The sequence below is a fragment of the Bacillus sp. EKM420B genome (assembly GCF_011065565.1).
Taxonomy (GTDB): Bacteria; Bacillota; Bacilli; order Bacillales; family Bacillaceae; genus Bacillus; species Bacillus velezensis.
This window is the reverse complement of sequence record NZ_JAAMNX010000007.1, coordinates 50,148-74,629: the sequence shown is the minus strand read 5'-3', so window position 1 is coordinate 74,629 and position 24,482 is coordinate 50,148. Positions and strand designations below refer to the sequence as shown.

25 protein-coding genes and 1 other annotated feature are annotated in these 24,482 nt (G+C 48.1%); of the genes, 7 read left to right on the top strand and 18 right to left on the bottom strand.

Annotated features, from left to right (window positions below; translation table 11 throughout):
- Positions 1-37: 37 nt before the first annotated feature.
- Positions 38-1,438 (bottom strand): YcdB/YcdC domain-containing protein, encoded by a 1,401-nt coding sequence (locus G9F48_RS18020; protein ID WP_165409914.1) that lies wholly within the window; start codon positions 1,436-1,438, stop codon positions 38-40.
- Between the two features lie 128 nt (positions 1,439-1,566).
- Between G9F48_RS18020 and G9F48_RS18015 the strand changes: the two genes are divergently transcribed.
- Complete coding sequence (locus G9F48_RS18015) at positions 1,567-2,562, top strand: DUF5105 domain-containing protein (protein WP_165409913.1); 996 nt, start codon at positions 1,567-1,569, stop codon at positions 2,560-2,562.
- A 42-nt stretch (positions 2,563-2,604) separates the two neighbouring features.
- On the opposite strand, the gene G9F48_RS18010 is transcribed toward G9F48_RS18015, so the two are convergent.
- The 4 genes from G9F48_RS18010 to G9F48_RS17995 form a co-directional block, all read right to left on the bottom strand.
- A complete protein-coding gene (locus G9F48_RS18010; RefSeq protein ID WP_165409912.1) occupies positions 2,605-3,537 on the bottom strand; it encodes an aldo/keto reductase in 933 nt (310 codons plus the stop codon).
- Between the two features lie 130 nt (positions 3,538-3,667).
- Positions 3,668-4,738 (bottom strand): helix-turn-helix domain-containing protein, encoded by a 1,071-nt coding sequence (locus G9F48_RS18005; RefSeq protein WP_165409911.1) that lies wholly within the window; start codon positions 4,736-4,738, stop codon positions 3,668-3,670.
- A gap of 137 nt (positions 4,739-4,875) precedes the next feature.
- A complete protein-coding gene (locus tag G9F48_RS18000) occupies positions 4,876-5,520 on the bottom strand; it encodes an esterase/lipase family protein (protein ID WP_070081325.1) in 645 nt (214 codons plus the stop codon).
- Positions 5,521-5,716: 196 nt separating this feature from the next.
- Complete coding sequence (locus G9F48_RS17995; RefSeq protein WP_165409910.1) at positions 5,717-6,832, bottom strand: type II asparaginase; 1,116 nt, start codon at positions 6,830-6,832, stop codon at positions 5,717-5,719.
- Positions 6,833-7,009: 177 nt separating this feature from the next.
- Between G9F48_RS17995 and G9F48_RS17990 the strand changes: the two genes are divergently transcribed.
- Both G9F48_RS17990 and lmr(B) read left to right on the top strand, forming a co-directional pair.
- Positions 7,010-7,576 (top strand): TetR/AcrR family transcriptional regulator, encoded by a 567-nt coding sequence (locus tag G9F48_RS17990; RefSeq protein ID WP_070081323.1) that lies wholly within the window; start codon positions 7,010-7,012, stop codon positions 7,574-7,576.
- A 36-nt stretch (positions 7,577-7,612) separates the two neighbouring features.
- Complete coding sequence (gene lmr(B) / locus G9F48_RS17985; RefSeq protein ID WP_007609218.1) at positions 7,613-9,052, top strand: lincomycin efflux MFS transporter Lmr(B); 1,440 nt, start codon at positions 7,613-7,615, stop codon at positions 9,050-9,052.
- A gap of 35 nt (positions 9,053-9,087) precedes the next feature.
- Here the strand turns inward: lmr(B) and G9F48_RS17980 are convergent, their stop codons facing one another.
- Complete coding sequence (locus tag G9F48_RS17980; protein WP_156735970.1) at positions 9,088-10,215, bottom strand: aminotransferase class V-fold PLP-dependent enzyme; 1,128 nt, start codon at positions 10,213-10,215, stop codon at positions 9,088-9,090.
- A 71-nt stretch (positions 10,216-10,286) separates the two neighbouring features.
- Here G9F48_RS17980 and pcp point away from each other — a divergent pair, with 71 nt between their 5' ends.
- On the top strand, positions 10,287-10,934 hold the full coding sequence (pcp, locus tag G9F48_RS17975) for a pyroglutamyl-peptidase I (RefSeq protein WP_156735971.1): 648 nt from the start codon (positions 10,287-10,289) through the stop codon (positions 10,932-10,934).
- On the opposite strand, the gene tatC is transcribed toward pcp, so the two are convergent.
- From tatC to G9F48_RS17955, 4 genes are all read right to left on the bottom strand, one after another.
- The gene (tatC, locus tag G9F48_RS17970) at positions 10,931-11,659 is read right to left on the bottom strand and encodes a twin-arginine translocase subunit TatC (protein ID WP_156735972.1); all 729 of its coding nucleotides are present in this window, start codon (positions 11,657-11,659) and stop codon (positions 10,931-10,933) included. The two genes, pcp and tatC, sit on opposite strands and share 4 nt — an antisense overlap.
- Before the next feature lie 61 nt (positions 11,660-11,720).
- Positions 11,721-11,918, bottom strand: coding sequence for a twin-arginine translocase TatA/TatE family subunit (locus G9F48_RS17965; protein ID WP_003156681.1), 198 nt, complete (start codon positions 11,916-11,918; stop codon positions 11,721-11,723).
- Between the two features lie 12 nt (positions 11,919-11,930).
- The gene (locus G9F48_RS17960) at positions 11,931-13,682 is read right to left on the bottom strand and encodes an alkaline phosphatase D family protein (protein ID WP_165409909.1); all 1,752 of its coding nucleotides are present in this window, start codon (positions 13,680-13,682) and stop codon (positions 11,931-11,933) included.
- A 263-nt stretch (positions 13,683-13,945) separates the two neighbouring features.
- On the bottom strand, positions 13,946-14,374 hold the full coding sequence (locus G9F48_RS17955) for a cell wall hydrolase (protein ID WP_003156683.1): 429 nt from the start codon (positions 14,372-14,374) through the stop codon (positions 13,946-13,948).
- 153 nt (positions 14,375-14,527) lie between these two features.
- Here G9F48_RS17955 and G9F48_RS17950 point away from each other — a divergent pair, with 153 nt between their 5' ends.
- On the top strand, positions 14,528-14,911 hold the full coding sequence (locus tag G9F48_RS17950) for a YndM family protein (RefSeq protein WP_165409908.1): 384 nt from the start codon (positions 14,528-14,530) through the stop codon (positions 14,909-14,911).
- Between the two features lie 334 nt (positions 14,912-15,245).
- On the opposite strand, the gene G9F48_RS17945 is transcribed toward G9F48_RS17950, so the two are convergent.
- From G9F48_RS17945 to G9F48_RS17930, 4 genes are all read right to left on the bottom strand, one after another.
- The gene (locus G9F48_RS17945; protein ID WP_165409907.1) at positions 15,246-15,584 is read right to left on the bottom strand and encodes a thioredoxin family protein; all 339 of its coding nucleotides are present in this window, start codon (positions 15,582-15,584) and stop codon (positions 15,246-15,248) included.
- A 179-nt stretch (positions 15,585-15,763) separates the two neighbouring features.
- Positions 15,764-16,153 carry a DoxX family protein gene (locus G9F48_RS17940; protein WP_007609195.1) on the bottom strand — a complete coding sequence of 130 codons (390 nt, stop codon included), beginning with the start codon at positions 16,151-16,153 and terminating at the stop codon, positions 15,764-15,766.
- A 132-nt stretch (positions 16,154-16,285) separates the two neighbouring features.
- On the bottom strand, positions 16,286-17,224 hold the full coding sequence (locus G9F48_RS17935) for a ring-cleaving dioxygenase (protein WP_156735974.1): 939 nt from the start codon (positions 17,222-17,224) through the stop codon (positions 16,286-16,288).
- 24 nt (positions 17,225-17,248) lie between these two features.
- Positions 17,249-17,869, bottom strand: coding sequence for a nitroreductase family protein (locus G9F48_RS17930; protein ID WP_156735975.1), 621 nt, complete (start codon positions 17,867-17,869; stop codon positions 17,249-17,251).
- A gap of 397 nt (positions 17,870-18,266) precedes the next feature.
- On the opposite strand from G9F48_RS17930, the gene G9F48_RS17925 reads away from it, so the two are divergent.
- Positions 18,267-19,160, top strand: a complete 894-nt coding sequence (locus G9F48_RS17925) for a cation diffusion facilitator family transporter (RefSeq protein ID WP_058906537.1) — start codon at positions 18,267-18,269, stop codon at positions 19,158-19,160.
- Positions 19,161-19,240: 80 nt separating this feature from the next.
- Here the strand turns inward: G9F48_RS17925 and G9F48_RS17920 are convergent, their stop codons facing one another.
- The 4 genes from G9F48_RS17920 to G9F48_RS17905 all read right to left on the bottom strand — a co-directional run bounded on the left by G9F48_RS17920 (position 19,241) and on the right by G9F48_RS17905 (position 23,251).
- On the bottom strand, positions 19,241-19,405 hold the full coding sequence (locus tag G9F48_RS17920; protein WP_015388747.1) for a tryptophan RNA-binding attenuator protein inhibitory protein: 165 nt from the start codon (positions 19,403-19,405) through the stop codon (positions 19,241-19,243).
- 88 nt (positions 19,406-19,493) lie between these two features.
- Positions 19,494-19,744, bottom strand: a binding site (T-box leader).
- A gap of 48 nt (positions 19,745-19,792) precedes the next feature.
- The gene (locus G9F48_RS17915) at positions 19,793-20,713 is read right to left on the bottom strand and encodes a macrolide 2'-phosphotransferase (protein WP_156735976.1); all 921 of its coding nucleotides are present in this window, start codon (positions 20,711-20,713) and stop codon (positions 19,793-19,795) included.
- A 296-nt stretch (positions 20,714-21,009) separates the two neighbouring features.
- The gene (locus tag G9F48_RS17910) at positions 21,010-21,957 is read right to left on the bottom strand and encodes a DNA-binding domain-containing protein (protein WP_017419335.1); all 948 of its coding nucleotides are present in this window, start codon (positions 21,955-21,957) and stop codon (positions 21,010-21,012) included.
- Position 21,958: 1 nt separating this feature from the next.
- A complete protein-coding gene (locus G9F48_RS17905; RefSeq protein WP_274596867.1) occupies positions 21,959-23,251 on the bottom strand; it encodes a sensor histidine kinase in 1,293 nt (430 codons plus the stop codon).
- Positions 23,252-23,494: 243 nt separating this feature from the next.
- On the opposite strand from G9F48_RS17905, the gene G9F48_RS17900 reads away from it, so the two are divergent.
- Positions 23,495-24,478 (top strand): glutaminase, encoded by a 984-nt coding sequence (locus tag G9F48_RS17900; RefSeq protein ID WP_165409906.1) that lies wholly within the window; start codon positions 23,495-23,497, stop codon positions 24,476-24,478.
- Positions 24,479-24,482: the final 4 nt, after the last annotated feature.

The window sequence follows — 24,482 nt, the reverse complement described above, 5'->3', positions numbered from 1 at the left end:
TTTCCCATGAAAGACCCGGGACGAACGCCCATGACCTTCAGCCTATTAAACTCGTGATCACTTCTCCCGTATGAGCCTCAATAAACCGCGGGAAAACCGGCTTATATACGAGCCTGTACACTTTTCCGCAGCTGCCGTCTTCGTAACAACGATCCCAAGCGAGCTCGGCTTTGATGGCCCGGCGGATCGCGTCCTTCGCCTCTTCCATTGTCAATGAAGGAACGGGATCGATTTCCTCCAGCTCTTTCGGATCAATTTCCGGCGGCATATATACAGTGACAAGACCCGTCTTTTTGCTGACGCAGATTCTCCCCTCTCCGAATCGCAAATCAACGCCGCCCGAACAAGCCTTATATGTAAGTCCCACGTTTTCTCCTTCATCATCCGGCTCATCATATTGAACCCGGAAATACTGATCCGCTTCCGGAAACATGGCGAACAAAAAGCGGATGGCCGTGTGATGGCATTCTTCCTCGGAAAACTCCGGTTCGCCTTCACTATGTATAAATGACATCACTCCGGCGAGCCGGCCCGATTCTTTATCATGCATTGTTTTCAATACATGTTCATTCCGTTCTTTAAACAGACTTTCTAAGCTTTTATCTTTCCGGACGGATTTTGTTTTTTCAGGACGCCAGGCAATGCCGATGCGGCCGTCTCCAAGATCGCTTTCCCTCTCTTTATAAAAACCGTCGTGCAGCCCGATCATGTCATTGATGCTCATCTTTTCCGCTTCAGGTGCAGGGCGTGAAATCGGGACATACGGCAGCATGTCGTCTTCCAGCTCTTCATATTCGTCTATTTCTGCATTATCTTCCTTCAGGTCAGCCGATATCGGCCGCGTCGGAGACACGATTTCATAGACGAGATGGGGCTTGTCATCCCCCTGCACATAGACGGACTGATGCAATACGGTGAACAACAGCTCCGCTTCAATATGTTTGACAAAGTGAGCCAATGCTTCCCGCTTGTCCGCAATTGTTCCGGGTCTTAAGAGATTATCGGCCTTCCCATGGTAAGAAAAGCCGGTTACTTCCCCTGTCAAAGACAGGTCGACGTAAAACCCGGTCAGCGGAAGCGGCAGACCGTCAGCCATCTGAACATAGGAATATCTCACATCATCATCATTGGCGGAGCCGCTGTTTTCCAATTCGAACTCAGCCAATGCCCCCGGACGATGGGTTTCTACAAACGCCCGCATCCGCTCTTCTATGTCCGATTCCGAAAGAGCCGGCAGATCAGTCCGGAAAGCCGGACGGGATAAGAATTTCAGTTTTCCGTCCCGGTCCAATTCGACCATGATGCCGGCTTCCGGATCATTCTTATCTTCCCACCAAAACAAAACCTCATCTTCTTGGTATTCTTCCACATTACTCTCGTAGCGGGCAGGTACGTTACCGATCCGGAGAGCCAGCTGTTTCAATTCTTCTTTTTTCATCATAACACTTCCTTTTCTTCCAAAAAGATTGATGATTACCAAGACTCTTTTATACAAAACTAGTATAATTAACCTGTCTGTCTTCATGACTATTGAATTAATCATTATAACAACAGGGGGTAAACCAGATGTCCATCAAAAAAATGAGCGCCGTGTTTTTCATACTGCTTCTCACGGCATTTACCGCCGCATGCAGCAGCGAAACGAGCGGCGGCCAGGAAAGCAGCACGGCGAAAGTGAAAATAAAAGAGACGGCATGGGCCGCTTCAGACGATACTGAACATCCGGCCGCGCTGAAAGTAACGGTCACCGTCAAAAATACGGGCAAAGACCCGCTTACCGTCAAAAGCAGCGACTTCTCGCTTTATCAGGATGACGCGAAAACAGCGGCGGCCGATAAGGATGACCAGATGCAGAGCGGCACGCTTCATGCGGGCAAGACAGTGACGGGCAATCTGTACTTCACGGCTGACGAAGGCAAATCATATGAATTGGTATATCAGCCGCAGGCAAAAGACGCGAAGCCTTTATCTTATAAACTGAAAGTCAAAGGCACAGCCTCAAACGCAAAACCTGACCCGGCGGACGCATTATCCGCATACATTGATGTGATGCTGTACGGCAAGCACAATAAAGATTTCACCCGCCTGACCGGTGTAAATGAAAAAATGACGGCCGCCGCATATCAGGAATCGGCGAAAGCCAGCTTTATTGCTTCTGCAGGCATTTCACAAGAACAGGCGGATTCAAAAGCCATTTCCGCTATTATTGACGCCATGTCATCAGCGCTTCGGGATAACACAGAGCTCAAGGTGCATACCAAATCCATGTCAGGCAAAAAAGCCGTCCTTGAAGCAAAAGTGACGCCGCTTGATATGTCTCCGCTTGCGGGCCGGCTGCAAGACCGCGTGCAAGACTATGCCGGAAAGCACCCCGATGCTGATGAAAACGAAATTGTCAGCCACCTGCTTTCTGTCTATCCGGAAGAGTTTATGCGCCTGAAACCGGCTTCTTCTTCCGTAACAAGAGAAATCGAGATGAAGAAAAACGCCCGCGGCCAGTGGTATCTGGATACAGACGCGGATCTGGAAGGATTGACAGAAGCGTTTTTGAAAACGTCCTGACAACAAGAAAGGAAATAGCGCAGGCTATTTCCTTTTTTATTTTCACTTGAAGATGTCACTGATATATTGAACCTCATCCTCGGTTAACTGCACATGAAGCGCGCCCAGATTGTGTTTCAGCTGGCCGGGGCGTTTGGCTCCGGGAATGATCGCATCCACCGCCGGCTGCGACAGAAGCCACGCGAGTGCGATATGCGCTGTCTGCGCCCCTTTTTCCTCCGCAACGGCCCGAAGCTTATCCACTCGCTCCAGGTTTTGGTGAAAAGCTTCTCCCTGAAACGGCGGCCTGTTTTTTCGGCTGTCCTCAAAGACTGTGTCTTTTGTAAACTTTCCCGTCAGCAAGCCGGAAGCAAGCGGAAAATAAGGAATAAAGGAAATGCCGTTCTTTTCACAATAAGGCAGCAGATCATGCTCCGCCTCACGCTGAATCAGTGAATATTCTGATTGAAAAACCTCTAAATAACCGTCGGCGTTAAACTCCTGCAATTGCCGGAAGCTGAGATTGGACGCGCCGATTGCTCTGATTTTCCCTTCGTCCTTCAGTTCTTTTAGCGTGCCCGCCACTTCGGAGAGCGGTGTTTTGCCGTCAGGGAAGTGGACGTAATACAAATCAATCACGTCTGTTTTCAGCCGCTTCAGGCTGTTTTCCGCCTCACTCCGGAGAAATTCACGGCTGTTGTCCAGCTCGATTTGTCCGTTGACCTCTTTGTGCGCGCCTTTTGACGCAATCACGAGGCTGTCCCGCACGCCGCGCTCTGCGACAACTTCACCGATTAACTCTTCGGAACGCCCCAAACCGTATATAAACGCCGTATCAATAAAATTGACGCCGCCGTCCAACGCTGTGCGGATGAGTTCTTTTCCCGTTTCATCATTAAGATTCGGAAACAGATTATGTCCTCCGACCGCATTAGCGCCAAAGCCGATACGCTTTACCCGTAAATCCGTCCTGCCCAGCGTACGTGTCTCATCCATGGCTCAGGCTCCCTTCCTTTTATCGCTCTGTTTAGTATTAGATAACCGGTAAGAATTATCCTGCCCCGAGAGCATTTCTGCAGAAAAAACCTTGAAAAGCATGTGCCCTTCAAGGTTTTTTGGCTGTGTATTAAGATGTCAGAGCTGCGGCGAAGCGTTCGGCTTCATCCGTGAGAGCACCCTCAATTTCCTTATAGCGGCTGGAAATCGTTGAGGCGCTGACGCCGTACTTCTTCGCCAGCTTAGCTTGAGAAACGGACGCGCCGTTCAGAGAAATGCTGTTTACATAATATTCGACCGCAGCCGCGAAAGCTTCCGGCTTTCTGATCGTCGGTGCTTTTTTGACACAGAACGTTTTCCACAGATCAATAACGGCCGGAACCAGCTCAGCCGGGTATTCATCCCCGCTCAGGCCTTTTTCAATGGCGTCTGCCGTTTCCTTCTCCATGTCGTTCGCCCACTCGGCCTGTTTTTCTTCAGCAGCCTGCTCAGGCTCTTCCGCCGTTCCTAAAAGAGCGGCCAGCACAGTGTCGAAGTCCTCCTGCATAAAGCGCTCAGGCGATTTTCCTTCCGCAAGGGCCGGGGCAGCCGCCTTTTTCACTTTGCTGATTAGAGCTTCGGTCCGCTTCACAGGGAAGATCGTAAACTGCATGAAGAACTCCGCTTTTTCAGCTTCGTGGATCGGATAGCCGAGAATCAAGCTTCCCGCCGGCGGAAGATCCTGCTGGCTGACGTCCATTTCCACTTTGAATTGTTTCTTTGTCATCACATCTTCAAAGTGAATCATTCCTTCTTTCACATCTTCAAGCACCATAACGGCAGGTGTCATGCTTTTCCATGATTCAACGATTTCCCGTGTTTTCGGACGGTTGATGCCGCTGGCTTTTTTCTGAAGATATTCTTCAAAAATCGTCTTGCCGCCTGCCAGCGGACGGAAGAAAATTCCCCAGATGCCGAGGTTGAAGACTCCGATGTCTTTTGTCTGTCTGTCCAGCTCCGTAATGAACGCGTGCTGGTTAATAAATGATGATATGCCGTCTCTATGTGCTGTAAAGGCGTACTCCATTAAGCTTTCCTGAATCTGTTTCGCTTCTTTTGCCGCGATGTCTGCCGGAATGGCAGCTTCTTTGCTTCCGCAGCATTTTTTATATTTCTTCCCGCTGCCGCATGGGCAAGGGGCATTTCTTTTCACTTTTCCCACAATAAACCCTCCGAATTCTGATATAACTTTATTATTTTAACAAAAATAACTTCAGAGGGCTTGGTTTACGGCGAAAAAAGAATATGGAAGAAAAAAAGCCCCCGGGATATTCTCATTCTCCGGGGGCTTTGAAACTGTTAATTTGTATTTTGTCCGCCGCCGTTCAGACCTTCTTTAATCAGCCCGTTTACTTGGCTGTTCATCAAAAGTCCGATGTGTCCGACACCGTGAATCTGCACGTTTTTCCCGCCGATCAGTCGTGACAGCGGGTTCAGAACGATCAAGTCCGCTGAGCTGTAAATCGATGTATATAAAATCTTTTGGTTCGGATCAGTCCCCGGAAGCGCCCGGTTGGTCACAAGGCCGTTCGCTCCGCCGAGTGTGACGACGTTTGCGATTTTGTCTCCGCCGTCAAGATTTTTAATGTAATAGAGCGTGTTGGCGCCGCCCATGCTGTGCGCGACGATATCGACTTTTTTCGCACCTGTTTCGCTGAGCACTTTTTTCACGTAATTGGACAGTCTCGGCGCATTGTGTCTGTTGTTTCCGGTTTTGTCTAAGAAATCAATGGCGTACATCTCTTTTCTTGACCAGCCTTGGGATGCCAAATATGTTTTGATTCCCGCGAAGTTAAAGGACGCCCCGCCGATTCCGTGGACCATGACAACAGGGTTATGCCCTGAGGAGGCTTTCGATACGGTCGGCTGGAAGGCAAATACGGAAATGACGGACAGCATGCAAACTGTAAGAATCGCTAGGATTTTGCTTTTGATTTGTTTCATGAACTTTCCTCCTGCTATGTAATATTTTTGCAATTTTCATTCTATTAGAGAAGGAAAGGAAAAAATAGTGTATTTTTTACTGTTTTCAACAATTGAAAAAGAGGCGAAAAAATGAGAAAGACGCCCCTTTCCCGAAAGCACCCCTATGCTTTAATACGTCATACCGAAAAAGGAGAGAACACCCGGTTCTCTTCTCCTAGTACTCATTGAAATAGGTTTGAATCCGCTTAGGATCATGCGTTTTTGTCAGCGCGAGCATGAGAAGAATCCGCGCTTTTTGAGGGTTGAGAGAGTTTGAAGCTGTCAAATGGTCTTTTTCATACTCTCGATTAGGTGTTACCGCACCGTTCCCCGTCCTTGTAGAGCGGACGACCGCCAGCCCGCTTTTGACCGACTTTACGGCGCCTTTTAGCGCCGCATCAGACATTGAGCCGTTTCCCGGGCCTGCAAAAATAATGCCTTGCGCCCCTGATTTTACGGCGGCTTCAAAGAGATAGCTTCCGTCATTTTGATAGCCGTATATAATATCGACCTGCGGCAGTTTATCAAGTTTATCGATCTGGAAATCTGTATCCTTCGTATGCTTTCGGGTCATGATGTTATTAAAATAGACGTCATCAGCAATTGTTCCGATATAACCCATTTCTTCCGATTTGAAAGTGTCGGTCGCGGTTGTATTGGTTTTTGTCACATAACGCGCCGAAGCGATTCTGTCATTTAATACGACAAGCGTCCCCTTGCCTTTCGCCTCAGGCGCAGCCGCTGTTTTTACCGCGTTATATAAGTTGGACGGCCCGTCCGCTCCGATCGCTGTGGACGGCCGCATTGACCCGGCGACAACAACGGGTTTGTCACTCTTGACCGTCAGATTAAGAAAGTAGGCGGTTTCCTCAAGTGTGTCTGTTCCATGTGTAATGACAATGCCGTCTGTATCATCAGACTTGAGCAGCTTGTTTACCCGTTTTGCAAGTTTCAGCAGTGTCTCGTTATTCATATTCTGGCTGCCGATATTCACAACCTGTTCTCCGCTCACATGCGCGGCCTCTTTTATCTCCGGAACGGCCTGAATCAGGGCATCAACTCCGATTGCCCCCGCCCTGTACTCCGTAGCGGACGTCTTTGAAGGAGCAGCGCCTGCAATTGTGCCGCCGGTGGCAAGAATTTTAATATTCGGAAGTCCGTCTTTTTTCGCAGAGGCTGCGGCTGCCATCTGGGGCGGTGTTTCTTTCGTTTGAGGAGATTGGGAGCAGCCGGCCGCGATGAAGAGCAGAGCCGTGATAAATGTAATGAAGGGCATGAATTGTTTTTTCATTCTTTTCTCTCCTTTTCTTTATTTATGAAGATTTTCCTCTCACCGGTCAACGCGCTTGTCAGGCAACCTTCCGAAGAAAATAACCGTTAAAAATTCTTGACACCGTCATGCGAAATCAAGATAATAGACCAGTCACTATATTTTAAATTTGTCACAAATCAGTAAGGTGGGAACATTATGAGCTATGGAGATTCTCGTGAAAAAATCCTCGCCGCGGCAACCAGGCTGTTTCAGCTTCAGGGGTATTACGGCACGGGACTGAATCAGATTATTAAAGAAAGCGGTGCGCCGAAAGGTTCTCTTTACTATCATTTTCCGGACGGCAAAGAGCAGCTCGCCATTGAGGCTGTCAATGAAATGAGCCATTATATCCGTATGAAAATAAAAGAAAGCCTTGATGCCTATCCCGACCCTGCGGAAAGCATTCAAGCGTTTTTACAGGACTTATCAAGCCAATTCACATGTCCGGAGAATTTTGAAGGGTTTCCTGTCGGTTTACTGGCTGCCGAGACTGCTTTAAAGAGCGAAAAGCTCCGGCAGGCCTGTCAAAGCGCTTATCAGGAATGGGAGAATCTGTTCGCGGGCAAATTAAGATCAGCCGGTTTTTCTGATGAGAAAGCGGCGGAAATCAGCACTGTTTTAAATGCCATGATAGAAGGCGGCATCATTGTGTCCTTAGCCAAAAAAGACAAAATGCCGATCCTCCATATTTCTAAACAAATCCCCAACCTGCTGAAGACATAAAATACGAGAGACATGTACGTATAGAAAGAGAGGAGAATGATTTTGGAAAACGCTCAGCCTTCCAAACAATATAAAGTCATGCCGATCATGATTTCTTTGCTGACGGCAGGGTTTATCGGCATGTTCAGTGAAACGGCGCTGAATATCGCCCTGACTGATCTGATGAAGGAGTTACATATCACTCCTGCGACCGTCCAGTGGCTGACGACGGGCTATCTGCTCGTTCTCGGTATTCTTGTGCCGGTATCAGGTCTGCTTTTGCAATGGTTTACGACGAGACAGCTGTTTATCGTTTCACTTGCTTTTTCCATTATCGGCACGCTGATTGCAGCGCTTGCGCCGAGCTTTCCGTTTCTTTTGGCGGCAAGAATCGTGCAGGCTTTAGGAACCGGGCTGCTGCTGCCGCTGATGTTTAATACAATCCTCGTCATCTTCCCGCCGCATAAGCGCGGAGCGGCGATGGGGACGATCGGGCTTGTCATCATGTTCGCTCCTGCGATCGGTCCGACATTTTCAGGGCTTGTGTTAGAGCATTTGAACTGGCATTGGATTTTCTGGATTTCCCTGCCGTTTCTTGTGTTGGCTCTTTTATTCGGCATCGCCTACATGCAGAACGTGTCTGACATTACAAAACCGAAAATTGACGTGCTTTCCATTATTCTGTCTACGATCGGGTTCGGCGGCATTGTATTCGGATTCAGCAATGCGGGCGAAGGATCAGACGGCTGGTCAAGCCCGACGGTTATCGGTTCGCTCACTGTCGGTGCGATCGCGCTCATCTTATTTTCCATCAGGCAGCTGACAATGAAGCAGCCGATGATGAATCTGCGCGCTTTCCGCTATCCGATGTTTGTTCTCGGTGTCGTGATTGTGTTCATCTGTATGATGGTTATCTTATCGACAATGCTCCTATTGCCTATGTATTTACAAAGCGGACTGATGCTGACGGCGTTTACGTCCGGGCTCATCCTGCTGCCGGGCGGTATTTTAAACGGCTTTATGTCTCCGGTGACGGGGCGTCTGTTTGATAAATACGGGCCGAAGTGGCTTGTCATTCCCGGGTTTGTCATCACGGCAACTGTGCTTTCGTTTTTCTCAAACATTAACGGCGCTTCTACGGCGCTTCTGATTGTCGCGCTTCATACATGCCTGATGATCGGCATTTCCATGATCATGATGCCGGCGCAAACGAACGGCTTAAATCAGCTGCCGCCGGAATTTTATCCGGACGGAACAGCCATTATGAATACGCTCCAGCAGATGGCCGGCGCAATCGGCACTGCGGTGGCGGTCAGCATCATGGCGGCCGGCCAGAAGAATTATATGAGCACCGCGAAAAACCCGAATGATCCTTCCGCATACTCTCACGCGCTGATTGCGGGCGTCCAGCACGCCTTTATCTTCGCGATGATTGTCGCCGTTATCGGCTTGATCAGCGCTTTCTTTATGAAACGGGTCAAAGTGAATCATTCATAAGAAAACAGCAGGCTCCCCGTGAGTCTGCTGTTTTTTTATATACCTCGCGCTTCAGCCAGTTCATCAATCGCATAGATCAGATCGTCAGCCGTGTTATAGAAATGAGGCGCCAGCCGGATGATTTGTCCGCTGGGTGCGCATACGATGTTTTTCCGCCTCAACAGCGCAGCCGTTTCCGCCGCTTTTTCATCCCGTATGGAAATCATGCCGGGTCTGTCATCGGCAGACGGCGGCCCTGTGAGATTCAGTCCTTTTTCAGAAGCGTATTCATACGCAAATGCGCTGAGTTTTTTTACTTCTTGGTGAATGCGGTCTGTGCCGGCATCGTTTAATAGAGATAAAGCTGCCTGTGCCGCATATATGCTGATAAATGCCGGGGTCCCGGTCTCAAAGCGTTTGGCTCCGCCCGCATAAGAAAAACGGGTTAAATCCAGCATCGACGCCCGCTGCTGCCCGAACCACCCGGTGACTTTCGGCTTCAGCCGTTCGGCAAGTTCCTTTCTGACATAAAGAAACGCCGTTCCCGGTATGCCGAGCATATACTTTCTCGCACCCGCGGCCAGCATATCAACTCCCCATTCTTTTACATCAATCGGGATGTGCCCCGCCGATTGATAAGCATCGACAAAAAGAAGCGATCCCTTCTTTGCAGATATCTCGGCAATGCGCTTCATATCCTGGACAAACCCCGACGTATATGACACATGGGGCACACAGGTGAAAAGCGTCTGCTCCGATATGTACGTCTCATACCGCTCTAGCGGGATCATTCCATCTTCAGACGGCACGACTGAAAGCTCCATCTCAGTCTGCGCCTTCAAAATGTGGGCGATCGCCGGAAAATCCAATTCCGTATACACCGCCTGTTTCTTTCGGCAATCCGGTAAAGCAGAAACGACGGCAGAGACAGCAGCCGTTACTGAAGGTAAAACGGCGATTTCTTCAGGATGGGCGCCGATCAATTTCGCAAATTCACACCTTGCCTGCTCCGTACGTCCAATGGCTTCTTCCCAGTTTCCGCCATGCTGAAGCAGGCTTTCCTGATAGTCATTGACCGCTTTTGAAACCGGCAGGGCAAGAGCGCTTTGAGAGCAGCTGGCGAGCATCGTATGTGTGCGGAGCGCCGGAAATAAAGATCGGTATTGCACCAGAGGCGAATTCAAGACATGTTTCCCCCTTCGGCAGGAATATATGTCCATTATAGAGTATGGTAAAAAGAAAAGGAGGGTTTTATATGGAGAAAAAAGTATTACTGACAGGCTTTGACCCCTTCGGCGGGGAAACGGTCAATCCTTCATGGGAAGCGGTCAAACGGCTGAACGGTGCCGCTGAGGGCCCTGCCTCTATCGTATCTGAACAAGTGCCGACCGTTTTTTATAAGTCTCTTGCCGTGCTGCGCGAAGCGGTCAAAAAGCATCAGCCTGACATTATCATCTGTGTCGGCCAGGCAGGCGGCAGAATGCAGATCACGCCGGAACGGGTCGCGATCAATCTGAATGAGGCGCGCATACCGGATAACGAAGGAAACCAGCCTGTCGGGGAAAACATTTCTCAAAGCGGTCCCGCGGCCTATTGGACCGGCCTTCCGATCAAACGGATCGTTGAGGAAATCAAAAAGGAAGGCATTCCCGCGGCTGTATCCTACACGGCGGGGACGTTTGTATGCAATCATCTCTTTTACGGGCTGATGGATGAAATCGCCCGCCATCATCCGCACATCCGCGGCGGGTTTATACACATCCCGTACATTCCGGAGCAAACCTTGCAGAAGTCTGCGCCGAGCCTCAGCCTGGATCTCGTGACAAAAGCACTCAAAATCGCCGCGGTGACCGCCGCGGCGCATGAGGACGATATTGAGACCGGCGGAGGCGAACTTCACTAAGCTGCAGACGGCGGCGCCTCGGCCCATTTCTTCCGGTAAACGATGCGGGACAGCGTCACACTGATTTCATAGAGGACGAGCAGCGGAATCATGACGAGAAAGTCAGACATAAAATCCGGCGGCGTAATCAGCACCGAGACGACGATCAGCAAAAAATACGAAAGCTTCCGCGCCTTTGCCAGCCGGGTTGGATTCACGATTCCGAGCCGTGTCAGAAACATGACGGCCAGAGGCATTTCAAACAAAAATCCGAACGGCAATGTAAGATTCAGCATAAAGGTAAAATACTTGTCCGCCGTAAATACCATGTCAAAATGGCCGGCGGATAATTGAGTTAAAAATCCGAGTACAATCGGAAACAGCACAAAATACCCGAAGGAAATTCCGATAATAAACAAAACCGAAAGCCCCGGAATGTAAAGCAAAGCGGCGCGGCGTTCAAACGGGGTCAAAGCCGGCGCCGTAAAACGCCAGAGCTGAAAGGCCGCAACCGGAATCGCTGCCGTAAGGGCGCATATTCCCGCAATCATCATATACACCCATAAAATCTCGCTCGGCCCTAAAACGGCCAGCCTGCCATCCAAATCCTTGATCAGCCAGTCATAAATATCCTGCACAAACCAGCAGGCGCCGATAAAAAACACGAGAAAGGCGATAACGGTTTTAATGAGACGCTGCCGGACTTCCTCTAAATGCCCGATCAAGTGGGTTTCTTTTTTATCCAATCGTACATCCTCCTTATAGAGAAAGAGGCAGAAGCGGATTCGTCTGCCCCCATGTCAGGATTCAGCCTGCCGTTTTGTCTTTCTCAGCGGTCTGCTTGTCCGGCTCTTCATTTGAGACCAATGTTTTTGCGGCGCTTTTAAATTCAAGCAGCGTGCGGCCGGCGGCACGGCCGATTTCCGGAAGCTTTGAAGGCCCGAAAATGATGAGAGCGATGACGAAAATCAGGATCAACCCGGGAATGCCGATATTTGAAAACATGAGTGTGCCTCCTTATTGTGAGATTTTGGCCCGTTTCTTTCTCATTTGCTTTTCATGCGCATTGTTATGGGCGAAGAAACGATCCTCTTCCACCTCATTTGACTGCTTTAAGCCGCCTGCAACCGCCGCTTGTGAGACCTTCCGAATCCCCGTCTGGTCTTTTTGATAAATGAATGAAGCCCGCGTGGATACCTCAGCCCCCGGCTCCGTCACGTACGGCACCACTCTGTAATCCGCTCTCCATTGGGCAGGCGTCACCGTACAGCGGACATAGCCGCGGTAATCGTTGAAAAACTTAATATGCGGGTTTTGTTTTAAGATCTGATCCGTATCGGCCCGTTTATCCGCCCCGTTTCCTCCAGATGTAATGGAAGTCCCGACGAATTCGGCTCCGAAAATTTTTGAATTCGTTTGATTAAAATCGGTATGCAGGTTTGACGCCCAGCTTGCATGAACATCACCCGTCAGCACGATGACATTGTTCAGGTTTTTGTTTTTTATAAAATTGATGACCCGCTCCCGCTGAGCCGGGTAGCCGTCCCATGAATCCATGCTGTATATCGGATTGGCGGTTGTTCCGAAATTCCATTGCGCAAAAAAGATTTGCTGCGCCAGCACATTCCACTTCGCTTTTGAGGCGGCTAAATTTTCGAAGAGCCATTGCTCCTGCTCTGTCCCCATCAATGTGCGCTTCGGGTCTCTCCACTCATCAGAAGGCGGCTTATTCCCGTCGCCGTTGGCCTGATCATCTCTGTACTGTCTCGTATCAAGCACATTGAACGATGCTAAATTGCCATAAGAAAATTGCCTGTACAGTTGCATATCAGGACCGTTCGGCAATGACATGCGCCTGAGCGGCATGTGTTCATAATAAGCCTGATAAGCTGCGGCCCTCCTGAGCACAAACGCTTCAACGGATTGGCCTTTTTCAGGGATAACATTGGCATAATTGTTTTCCACCTCATGATCGTCCCACGTCACGACCCACGGAAATGCGGCGTGGGCGGCTTTCAGATTGGCATCAGAGCGGTATTGGGCGTGACGGTTGCGGTAATCTGACAGTGTGTACACTTCGGCGCTGCTGTGCGTCCTGACATTTCCCGTTTTTGACACATATTCGTTCGGTCCGTATTCATAAATGTAATCTCCGAGATGGAATACGAGATCAAGCTTTTCCTTCGCCATATGTTTATACGCCGTATAATAGCCGTGTTCATACTGCTGGCATGAGGCAAATGCAAACGTCATGGCGGATACGTCAGCGCCGGGAGCGGGCAGCGTTTTCGTCCGGCCGACGGGGCTGAGCTCATGCCCGCTTTTAAACCGGTAATAGTACACTTTATTGGGCTTGAGCCCGTCCGCCTCGACATGGACGGAGTGTCCGAGATTCGGCTTGGCCATTTCCGTTCCGCGTTTGACGATGTGACGGAAATGTTCATCTGCGGCGATTTCCCATTTTACCGGCACGGCCTGCTTCGGCATGCCGCCCCCATTCAGCGGGTCAGGGGCAAGACGCGTCCAGAGAATGACGCTGTCAGACAGCGGGTCGCCGGAAGCTACGCCGAGGGTGAACGGATAGTTTGAAAATTTCGGAGCGGCATTCACTTCAAACGCGCCGATGGATTGCCCGATCGCTAACCCGAGGGAAAGACCGGCGATTTTCCCGGCGCCCTGTATAAATGCGCGGCGGTCAAACGTATTGTTCTGAAAGCTTTTGTTCTCCAATTCCTTGATCCATTCATCTAAACGGCCGTCATGTGTCATGTCAGTTCCCCTTTCGTCTCATTGATCGCCCTTATTATAAAAAAGAAATGTTAAACCGCTATGAAGAAGTGTGAAGGGTTTGTAAGGCTGAAAAATGGACGGCGGGAGACATTTTTCACATTGTTTCGACAAACCTTGCCCCGCCGGAAGAAAACCCCCTCTGTTTCTTTTTGGCTTGTCATCCGTCAAGCGCACTTTTTTCCTATTTTTCTTCACAAAACATTAAAAAAACACCGTTCATTTTAAGAACGGTGCGCCCGGGATCAAAATGTATTGTATACGTTTTCGCACGTCTCACCTGTCGGCTGATAGAAGCAGTGGGATCTGAATCTGGCGACAAACGGCTGGCCATACCAAGTCTGCGGGCAGTTGCCCGGCGGCTTAAAGTACCACAGACTGAACTTAGCCGGCCAAAACCGTTCTCCGTTAATGTTCCTGCGGGCAAGCCTCCGCTCGGATTCACGCGGTCTCTGGTAAAAGTATCCGTGAGTCACCGCTTCAAACGCATGCGGCTGAAACACCATCTGCCTGATGGTGCGCAGGCCTTTAAAATCAGAACAATTCGCCCGCACCCGATTGATTCCCACATTGCCGACCAAAAGCATTCCCTGCTTCCCTTCGCCTTCCGCTTCCGCCCTGAGCAGCCTTGCCATTAGATCGACATCGGCGCTCGACGCTTTTACGACTGCCATCATGACACCTCCCGTATTTTCTCCTTTCATCATATTCAGCAGCGGCCCAGTGATGACAGCCAAAAGCCAGAAAACAAATGTTCACGAAAAAAGGGTTTATATTTCACGTTATGAGGAAACATACTAACATGATTTCCATAAGGAGGAATTCGCATGGAACACATTAAAGCGCTTGCCATTAAAGGCATTATGACCATCGTTATTCTGTATCTGATACTCGGCTTAGGTTTTCGCTTTACATTCGGCGACGTGCTGCTGATGACCATTGTGCTGGGAGCCGTTTCCTACTTTACGGGCGACCTGTACGTGCTTCCGAGATGGAATAATATCACGGCGGCGTCCGCTGATTTCGGAATCGCGTTTCTTGTTGTCTGGCTGATGGGAATGCCGCTGTCCATGGGCATTTCCGGAGGAAGACTGGCGTTTGCCGCTCTTATTTCCGCCGTGATCATCGCCGTCGGAGAATATTTTTTCCATATCTATCTGATGAGAAAAGACTTGGGCGGGTCCCGTTTTTTAGAACCCCGGTCCGAATAATGTAAAAAAGGCCGGATAACGGCCTTCAGCTTGTAGAGAAAATGATGTTTTTTCTGCAAGCTTTTTTGTTTTGTGCTGTTTCTTTACATATTCATTTGATTTCAGGTGCAGAAAAAGGACATCTATGTATTTATCAATTTTTCGAAGCAGGTGATCCTCTTCGACGAGTTGGTCAAACAGAACGAATTCGGCTGTGTTTTGAGAAGCGTCTCTTGTGCGGGTCTTTTATTTTATGACAGGAGAATGGATATTTTAAGGGAAAAATAAAGGCTGTCGAGATTTTCTCGACAGCCTGAGCCCCTTAAAGGGGGCTTTTTATTTGTAAAGTAACACTTTATACATCTTGATATAACTGATAAACCCTTTTCAGCCTTTCTTCGAGCTGTTCAAAATGAACAAAGCGGGCTTCTCTCAGAAACTCAGCCCCATCAATGAACAAAAGAAGCACGGGGACAGTGAAGACTGAAAATCTGCCGGCAACCTCTTCTACCTCGTCAGCGTTGGTATGCCCCAATTTGATATTCGGAAACTGATCCAATACGTTTCTGAGCTGCGGCAGAACAGCGTGACATACTGTACAGGCAGGTCTTGAAATGTAGATAAAACTGAATTGATGCTGCTTAATAAAATTCTCGATAGAATCTAATGAATGTAAGTCTGTCAGCTCTTTCATCAAAACCCTCCTTCAAATCGGCTCGTCTTTCATGACCAAGCTCATCAATACTCGTACATTCACTATACACATTTATATTGATCATATCCTCTTTTTTGCGATTCAGAGCACCTTAACGTCGTGCTTGAAAAATAAAAGAACAGTTACCGCTTTTCAGTAACTGTTCTTAGATACTTATATTAAAAATGCAAAGCGTAAGCTCCTGAACCGATGAGTGCAACTCCGATGGAGACTGCAATGAGCACCAAGTTATATTCAAAACCGCCGGCACCGTTCGCAAACCCTTTCGCTCCATGAACTTTTACAATGGCACCTAACATAATGATCGTTATGATAGCAGCTCCAAGCGGGAGGAATACACCTAAAATAAATAAAATTCCGCTTGCGAGTTCCCCGAGACCTGATAAAGCGGCCGCGGCATTGCCTGGTTTAACTCCAATTGACTCGAACCATTGTCCGGTTCCTTTAATCCCGTATCCGCCAAACCAGCCGAATAATTTTTGTGATCCATAAAACAGAAACACCACACCAATCATGATTCGAATAAGTAATAGTCCTGCATCTTCCATTTTTATCTCTCCTTATTTTTCATATTATATGATGTGCTGCAAGGCAGCTTGTTTACCAACAGTCGCTTCCAGCAAACATCTGTTAAATGTATGTCTTATTATTTTTCTTCATGCTTCACGTTCATCTATAAATCAATCTAATTCTCTCACTTCAAACGGCAGCAGCCCTTGTTCAATTTGTGCCCGGTGCGGTTCATACTGCTCAGGGAGCATCAATTTTCCGCCCATTGTTTCTTGTGACTCATCATGGGCAAAGCCCGGCGGATCAGTTGCGATCTCAAATAAGATTTCCCCATGTTCTCTGAAGTAAACCGCATTAAAATAGTTTCTATCCTGAACAGGAGTCACACCATATCCGTGCGCAGCAATGAATCTTTGCCAATCTAATTGATCTTCGTCATCCTTAGCCCGCCAAGCGATGTGATGCACTGTGCCGACACCCATTTGTCCGCGGCCGATCGGCGTTAATTTAAGATCAATCACATTCCCGATATCACCGGCAGAACGATAACGAACGAAGTCTCCTTCCTTGCCGACTCGCTCAAGCCCCATGATGTTTTCCAGCAGTTCACCTGTTTTTTCAGGCTGTGCTGATAACAGGGTTGCACCGCCAAAACCTTTAATGGCAACATCCGGGGTTACATCTCCGAAAGTCCACGTATTGGCCTCCCCTGCTTCTCTTTCAACGATTTCTAAATGCAGGCCATGCGGATCATCAAATTCTATATATTGTTCTCCAAAACGCTCGATTTTTGTGTATGGCACGTTGAACTTTTCAAGTCTCTTTTCCCAAAATGCCATGGCACCTCTCGGCACGACGTAAGATGTCACGCCAACCTGTCCGTCTCCAATGATGCCTTGACGGGCGTCCGCCCACGGAAAGAATGTGATGATTGTTCCCGGCTTCCCGCCTTCATCCCCAAAATAAAGGTGATACGTACCCGGATCATCAAAATTGACCGTTTGCTTGACCAATCGCAGCCCCAGCACTCCAGCGTAGAAATCAGCATTCTCTTGAGGGTGACCGACAATTGCTGTAATATGATGGATTCCCATCGTTTTTTTAGCCATTTTTATCCGCTCCTTTACAAATATTTAAATATACTCCACAAACTCATTCACAGGCTTTCGGTAGCCGCGCGGCCTTCTGCTTTCTATTTTTTCTTTCCCGATTGTAATCATCATGACAACCTCAAATTGATCATCTATATTCAAAATCTGTTTCACGGCTTCAGTATCAAACCCTATCATCGGACAGGTGTCCCAGCCTTTTTCCTTAGCACTCAGCATAAACATCATCGCAGAAAGTGAAGCATTTCTTATCGCCTCATCTCTCTTAAACGGTTCTCCCCTGTTTTCATAAAACGAAACGGTGTTTTGAACCATGTGATCATACTCTTGTTTATTTAATACCCCCAGCACCTTCAATCCTTCATAGATGTCAGCCGCTTGCTGATATGCCTGCTTATCCCCTAAAACCAAAAGAACCGCTGATGAGCTGAACACTTTATATTGTCCGTTTGCGGCCTGCTTCAGCTTTTCTTTTACCTCCGGGTCAAGAACCGTCACATATTTTGTATGCTGCAAATTAAAAGCTGATGGAGCCAACGCAACCAATTCAAACATTTCGTTGAGCTCATCTCTTGTGATTGGATGTTCTGGAAGAAAGTTGCTTGCAGATCTTCTTTCATTCACCAGCTGTACAAATTCAGCCATTTCTCTCGCACTCCCCTTTATCTCGAATTCGAGATATTATGGTATAAAAAATCAAATAGCATATGATCAAAAAACGAAACGATCGGCAGGTTCTTATCCTGCACTCTAATTAAATTATCTCGAATTAAAATATCTTGAATTCAAGATAATAATAAAAGATAAATACTCAAATGTCAACAGTTCATTTTTAAATTCAGCGCAATTTTGTTTATGTACTATTTAGCCCTGCTCCAACTTTTTTTCTGTCACCTTATTTATTAGTAAACAGGAAACAACCTTGCTATAGACCCACTCGAAACTGAATTGATATGATAAGCAAAGTGATTACACAAGAAAGGATACGGAGAGCGAATCAAAAGCGCTCCTATTTTTTTGTGCAGTTTTATAGGAGGAAAAAATGACAAGTGAAAGAGAACAAATAAGCAAAAAAGTTGCTTTGATTGCATTGATAGCCAATCTGATCTTAATGGCAGGAAAGATCTTTTTTGGACTGATAGGCGATAGTGAAGCAGTTTTTGCCGACGGTATACATTCTGCAGCGGATGTCGTGGCTTCAATTGCTGTCCTGGCCGTCATCGGTATTTCTAATAAGCCGCCCGATCAAGACCATCCTTTCGGGCATGGCAAAGCTGAGGTCATCAGCGAAGCGATTGTAGGAATCATATTAGTGCTCGTTTCCGTGTATATTCTGATAGAAGCGATTTCGTCCTTTGTTGAAGGTCCAAGCATCCCGCAATACAGCGCATTGTTTGCGGCTCTGATATCCTACGTGGCTAAGCAGATCTTATATCGTTATTCGATCAAACAAGGGGAAAAATGGAACAGTAAAGCGATTATAGCGATTGCATACGATCATAAAGGCGATATCGTTGCCTCTCTTGCCGCTTTTATCGGCGTCCTATTGGCGATTATCGGGAACACACGCGGATGGTCCTATCTGTTGTACGCCGATGCAATTGCCAGTGTCATCGTGGCGTACCTCATTTTTAAGATTTCAATGGAATTAATCAGGCCGTCTGTTGACGTTCTCATGGAAAAAAGTGTCGATCCCGAACTGATAGAGGAATATAAAGCGGTTATTTTGCATTGTCCTCAAGTCAAACGGCTCGATAAAATCCGAGCGAGAGAACACGGCCACTATAAATTGCTTGATGTCCGGTTATCTTTGGATCATGATTTGACGATTAAGCAGGGACACGATATAGCCCGGGAAATCCGAAATGAAATCAAAAGACACTTTTCAGATGTTGAAGAAGTGCTCATCCATGTGAATCCTTATTTTGAAGAATGAAAAAGCAGCTTGTAGAGAAAACGATGTTTTTTCTACAAGCTTTTTTGTTTTGTGCTGTTTCTTTACAAATTCGTTTGATTTCACTGATCCATATGCTTTCTGATAAAATGCAGCAGCGTGTTTCCTTGAGCGGTCAATATGACGCCCTTCGCGCCGCACTTCGGACAGGGCGTCCCTTCTTTCTCCTCGCCGGTTCCTTCACAATGCGGGCACGTGAGCTCAAGATCGTCGGTTGCGATCACCATGAATATCCCTCCTTTTTTGATTGTCTGTCCGTCTCCAGTCACTTTCCATGGCCATCACCTCCTTAACAACGCAAAAAAACCCCGTCCATCAAAGGACGAGGTTTTCGCGGTGCCACCTTTATTAACGGCTGAAAAGCCATTCTCTCAAAAAGTACAGAAACTCAGGGTTTCAATACTCCTTTCTTGATAACGGGGAAAGAATCCCGGCACCGCCTACTGTCATTTCAGCGCAGCAATTCAGAAGCCCATTCGGCACCGGACGGGGATCGGTTCACAGCGGCCACCGACTCTCTGAACCCCGCGCGCTGATGCGTACTTACTCTTCCTCAGCATTGTTCATCCGTTCTATGATTTTAAAATGTATCATACGCTGTCATCCGGCGGAAGTCAATAACCTTTCGGATCGGACAGGCCGAGCATGTCCCGCGCCATTTGCATATGCTCCTCTTGCCCCGTCTGAAGCGCGAACTTCGCCGTTTCCACAGGGTAAGCGGCCTGCCATTCTGTCACATGCTCCTGCATTTTCGGCCAGACGCGCCCGCCCTCAGCTTCGTAGCTCTTCATCAGCCGTTTTGTTTCTTTTTCTCCTAATATCACTTGATAAAGGACAAAATCCTTGGCCGGATCGGCAACCTTTGCCTCCGTCCAATCGAGGAGACCCGTCACACGCTGATTTTCGCCGATCAAAATATGCGGAGGATGCAAGTCGCCATGGATCAGCGCGGAAAAATCAGGCCAGTACGAGCTGTCATTTATCCACGTTTGCCATCTTTTCCAAAGCTGTTCTGAAACCCCGATTTCTTTTTTTATATGATCCATTGATTCCGCCGCCCTTTGCCTGACGTCATCCGGTTTTATGATTTCAATTCCGGATCTGGAGGCCGCATCCGGGTCTGCCCCGTGCAGCCCGGCTAATGCCGCGGCAAGCGAGCCGACAAAACCGTCTGAAGGCGGCTCGTGTTCCATATTCCAGACATACTGTTTCTTATCCAGATCAATTGCGGCAGCCGGTATTCCGTCCAGTTTCGGATAAGCGATCAGTTCCGGTGTATGAATCCGCCAATCGGGGACTGATACCGCGGCATGGCTGCGGAGAAACGCGAGAACATCGCTTTCTGCAGCCGCTCTTTCGATAACATCGGGACGGCGCGGCTTTCGGAGCACCCATGTCATGCCGCTGTCATCTTCAGCAAATACGACTTGGAAGTCCATACCCGTTTCATTTATGTCCGCCCCTTCATATTTTAACCGTAAGCCATTTTCCTTTGCGATGTTCAGAACGGATTCTATTTCCCTTTGTTTTGTCATTTCGTTTCCCCATTTCCCTTATTTACTGACACAGAGCTTCGCCTTTAGGCGGAGGAGAAAGAGATGTGTGAAGACGCCAAAAAGAGGGCGGCATAATCGCCGCCCCCTCACTATTACTGTCAGGTTCCTTATTCAGGCAGACAATCCCGGTTTCCTCCGCGCTCAAGGCAGAGACTTTGACACTATTTCATTAGTGCGAAAACCGGAATTTGATCAGCCATCAGGATCCCTCCGTTCCTTCTTAGTTAGCATTATTTTACACAAAAACCTTATATACGTAAACCCTATTAATCAGCTTACCGGCTGCCTCCGCTGACAAATTTTGATCCTTCGCGTAAATCTTTCGCCTCCAAGAAAAAGACGTGAATGAATTTTTTCATATTCACTTTAACCGGAGAAAGCGGCACGGTTTCCTTGGCCTGCATTTCTTTCATTCTCTTGCTGACAGCGGGGAAATCAAAGAATTTCGAGGCGTAATATTCAAATTTTGGGTTTGAAAAATCAGTTGTGCCCAATGAGGCGAAATGGTTTAACGAATGAATGACGGCCCTTCTGATCCGCTGTTCCGAGGCTTTGATTTCTCTGTTAACCTCGGCTTGTGCCGCCGCAGGCCCCAGCTTCCGGATGGCGGCGTTTGTAAACATCTGCTTTAAAGACGGGATGTTTCTTTCCGCCTGTTCATCCTCAAATAAATAGTGAAGGACGGCCATGAGGTCATGCGCCCCGCTTTCTCCCACGATGCCTAATTCCGATAAAAGAAATTTTCCTGTTTCTTTGATTGATTTCTCGCGCACACTCCCTGGCCCGCTTTTTTTCGGCTCATTCCGCTGAATAAGACGGCTTAACGAGTGTTGGATGTCGCCAATCGACGTTTCCAGTTCAATCCGCTCTTTTACTTTTCGCAAAACGGTGACGATCTCGATTTTGTTGATCGGTTTGTGGATAAAGTATTCGATGCCGAGAGAATAAGCTTCTCCCACCATTTCCTTTGCCTCCACCTGCGATATCATCACCGCTTTTCCGTTGTACGACCCCTGAAGATGCCGGATCGTCTCAATCCCGTCCCGGCCCGGCATCAGCAGATCAATTAATAAAATATCGACTTGTTTGAAATGGAGATAATGCCCTTCAATCTGGCTTCCGTCCTCTGCCTCACCGACGACTTCGCCTAAGTCCTCGTCCTCAATCATCTGTTTTAAAATGGAACGGATCGCCCGGTCATCATCAGCTATAAAAAAACGCATATTATGAGTTCATCCTTTCTGCAATCAAATGCTTCACCGGCAGCTTAATCGTAAATATGACGCCTTTTGGCTTGTTATGAAAGGAAATGTCTCCGTCAAGTTCGGTTACAATTTCCTTCACGTATGAAAGCCCGATGCCCGTTGAAGGTGTGCCGAATTCATCGTATTTGGACGTAAAACCGGGATCATAAACGACCTCTCCGATTTTTTCCGGAATGCCGGGACCGTCATCTTCCGCCTCAAATTCGGCCATCCCCCCCTCCGCCCTGCGCAGCGCGAGGCGGATCTCACCCCTGTCACCCATGGCTTCGACGGCATTGGCGGTCAGGTTATTTAAGATCGACAGGACGGTAAAGACGTGATAATCGGGGTGTTCTCCTTCAATCACGCTTTTGAATTGAATGTCTTTGCCTAAAGATTCGGCGTATTTTTCATTGATGCGGATAACGAGGCTGACCAGATCGGCGGCATTCATGTAATCCCGGAATCTCTCATTTGAAATCAGCTTCGACAGGCCGGCGAATATTCGCTGATTGTCTTTTTTCACTTCATGAATTTCTCCCGCAAGGCGCAGCATTCGGCTTCCGAGCTCCCGGTCGTTCCCGCTCATTTCCCGATACAGCTGATAGGATTCTTTCGTCACATGCTCCGTCGTTTTCAGCGTTTTTTTCAGATGAATCGTTTCTTCATATAAGTTAGACACAATCATCAGCATGTGCTCATGCTGCTTTCTCGTTTGTTTTTCCCTGACCTGAGATTCGTGCAGCTTCATCACGTTGAAAAAACTCAGCACAATAAATGTGTGAGAAACAGCGATAACCGCAATATCCGCCAGCTTGTCCGGCATCATAATCTGCTTGCCGCCGGAAAACTGAACCGTCATTTCAACGGCATCGGACGCCATTTCAATGAGAAAACCGAGAAACCCGATCATGAGCGGCCGATCCCAAAAAAGCCTGACCTTCAGCACATAAAACAAGCAGGCATATGTAAAGTAAAAAAAGAAACTGGGATATTGGCTGAAAAAAGCCGCCGTAAATCCGGCATGCTCTCCTCCCCAGCAAGCCAGGCCGATTCGGAATGCCACAACGGCTGCACCTGTCAACAGCCCTGACAATACCGCCGGCACATGCCGAAGCAGCAGAAGAAAAAAGAAAAAAGCCGGGGCGCCGAAGCTGATCCGATATACCTCATTCAGGGGGTAAAATTTCAGTTCCCCCGCCAGCGGCACCGTGATCAGCATAAGGGCGAAAAGATAGCCGTCTTTTTTCAGTAAATAGTCGAGCCTGATCATAATCACTTCCTTCTTCTGTCTATTTTGAACAAGACCGATACAGTCCGCAAATTTCTTTAGACCCGAATGGCGGGACACTCCGGCTGATTTATAAATCTATCGGCTTATTTTAAGAATGATTTTGTCGTATTTTGTATGATTCTGTAGATGTCATTATACATTAACATGGAACACGCTATTTTTGAAAACGTTTTCCAAGACCGGTTTCCGCTTCGGACAGGCTTGCAATAGAGGAGGAATGTTATGAAAGATATGGTCAGAGAGCGCCTTGAAAAAGAGGAACTGGCTTCACTTTTACAAGATTGGGTCGAGCATTACCGACCGTTTTCCGTCAATGGAAAAAGCGCAAATTATATACCCGCCCTCGGAGAAATCAACGACTCTCAGCTGGGCATTTGCATATTAGAGCCGGATGGCTCAATGATTCATGCCGGTGAATGGAATGTCCCGTTCACATTGCAGAGCATCTCAAAAGTCATCAGCTTTATTGCCGCCTGCATGTCCAGAGGCATTCCTTATGTGCTCGATCGTGTGGACGTGGAGCCGACGGGTGATGCGTTTAATTCTATCATCCGGCTTGAAATCCATAAACCCGGGAAGCCCTTCAATCCGATGATCAATGCCGGCGCCATTACCGTCGCCTCGCTGCTTCCGGGTGAAACGGCGCATGATAAATTAGAATATCTCTTTTCCGTTTTTGAAAAATTAATAGGGAAACGGCCTCACATTCACGAGGAGGTCTTCCGTTCTGAATGGCAGACCGCACATCGGAACCGAGCGCTCGCCTACTATTTAAAAGAAACGAACTTTCTTGAGGCGGATGTGGAAGAAACGCTTGAAGTGTATTTAAAGCAGTGCGCCATGGAGAGTACAACCGAGGACATCGCTTTAATCGGATTGATACTTGCTCATGACGGCTACCATCCGATCCGACGGGAACAGGTCATTCCGAAAGATGTCGCGAAACTCGCCAAAGCCCTGATGCTGACGTGCGGGATGTACAATGCGTCAGGCAAATATGCGGCTTTCGTCGGCGTCCCGGCCAAAAGCGGGGTATCCGGCGGCATCATGGCATTGGTTCCCCCAAGCGCCAGAAGAGAGCAGCCTTTTCATAACGGCTGCGGCATCGGCATTTACGGTCCGGCCATTGATGAATACGGCAACAGCCTGACCGGCGGCATGCTGCTGAAACATATTGCACAGGAGTGGGAGCTCAGTATTTTTTAATCAA

Bases quoted from the DNA above. Each gene is read 5' to 3' on its own strand.
- G9F48_RS18020 (WP_165409914.1), bottom strand. From the start codon at position 1,438: ATGAAAAAAGAAGAATTGAAACAGCTGGCTCTCCGGATCGGTAACGTA.
- G9F48_RS18015 (WP_165409913.1), top strand. From the start codon at position 1,567: ATGTCCATCAAAAAAATGAGCGCCGTGTTTTTCATACTGCTTCTCACG.
- G9F48_RS18010 (WP_165409912.1), bottom strand. From the start codon at position 3,537: ATGGATGAGACACGTACGCTGGGCAGGACGGATTTACGGGTAAAGCGT.
- G9F48_RS18000 (WP_070081325.1), bottom strand. From the start codon at position 5,520: ATGAAACAAATCAAAAGCAAAATCCTAGCGATTCTTACAGTTTGCATG.
- G9F48_RS17995 (WP_165409910.1), bottom strand. From the start codon at position 6,832: ATGAAAAAACAATTCATGCCCTTCATTACATTTATCACGGCTCTGCTC.
- G9F48_RS17990 (WP_070081323.1), top strand. From the start codon at position 7,010: ATGAGCTATGGAGATTCTCGTGAAAAAATCCTCGCCGCGGCAACCAGG.
- pcp (WP_156735971.1), top strand. From the start codon at position 10,287: ATGGAGAAAAAAGTATTACTGACAGGCTTTGACCCCTTCGGCGGGGAA.
- G9F48_RS17965 (WP_003156681.1), bottom strand. From the start codon at position 11,918: ATGTTTTCAAATATCGGCATTCCCGGGTTGATCCTGATTTTCGTCATC.
- G9F48_RS17960 (WP_165409909.1), bottom strand. From the start codon at position 13,682: ATGACACATGACGGCCGTTTAGATGAATGGATCAAGGAATTGGAGAAC.
- G9F48_RS17955 (WP_003156683.1), bottom strand. From the start codon at position 14,374: ATGGCAGTCGTAAAAGCGTCGAGCGCCGATGTCGATCTAATGGCAAGG.
- G9F48_RS17950 (WP_165409908.1), top strand. From the start codon at position 14,528: ATGGAACACATTAAAGCGCTTGCCATTAAAGGCATTATGACCATCGTT.
- G9F48_RS17945 (WP_165409907.1), bottom strand. From the start codon at position 15,584: ATGAAAGAGCTGACAGACTTACATTCATTAGATTCTATCGAGAATTTT.
- G9F48_RS17940 (WP_007609195.1), bottom strand. From the start codon at position 16,153: ATGGAAGATGCAGGACTATTACTTATTCGAATCATGATTGGTGTGGTG.
- G9F48_RS17935 (WP_156735974.1), bottom strand. From the start codon at position 17,224: ATGGCTAAAAAAACGATGGGAATCCATCATATTACAGCAATTGTCGGT.
- G9F48_RS17930 (WP_156735975.1), bottom strand. From the start codon at position 17,869: ATGGCTGAATTTGTACAGCTGGTGAATGAAAGAAGATCTGCAAGCAAC.
- G9F48_RS17925 (WP_058906537.1), top strand. From the start codon at position 18,267: ATGACAAGTGAAAGAGAACAAATAAGCAAAAAAGTTGCTTTGATTGCA.
- G9F48_RS17920 (WP_015388747.1), bottom strand. From the start codon at position 19,405: ATGGTGATCGCAACCGACGATCTTGAGCTCACGTGCCCGCATTGTGAA.
- G9F48_RS17915 (WP_156735976.1), bottom strand. From the start codon at position 20,713: ATGACAAAACAAAGGGAAATAGAATCCGTTCTGAACATCGCAAAGGAA.
- G9F48_RS17910 (WP_017419335.1), bottom strand. From the start codon at position 21,957: ATGCGTTTTTTTATAGCTGATGATGACCGGGCGATCCGTTCCATTTTA.
- G9F48_RS17905 (WP_274596867.1), bottom strand. From the start codon at position 23,251: ATGATCAGGCTCGACTATTTACTGAAAAAAGACGGCTATCTTTTCGCC.
- G9F48_RS17900 (WP_165409906.1), top strand. From the start codon at position 23,495: ATGAAAGATATGGTCAGAGAGCGCCTTGAAAAAGAGGAACTGGCTTCA.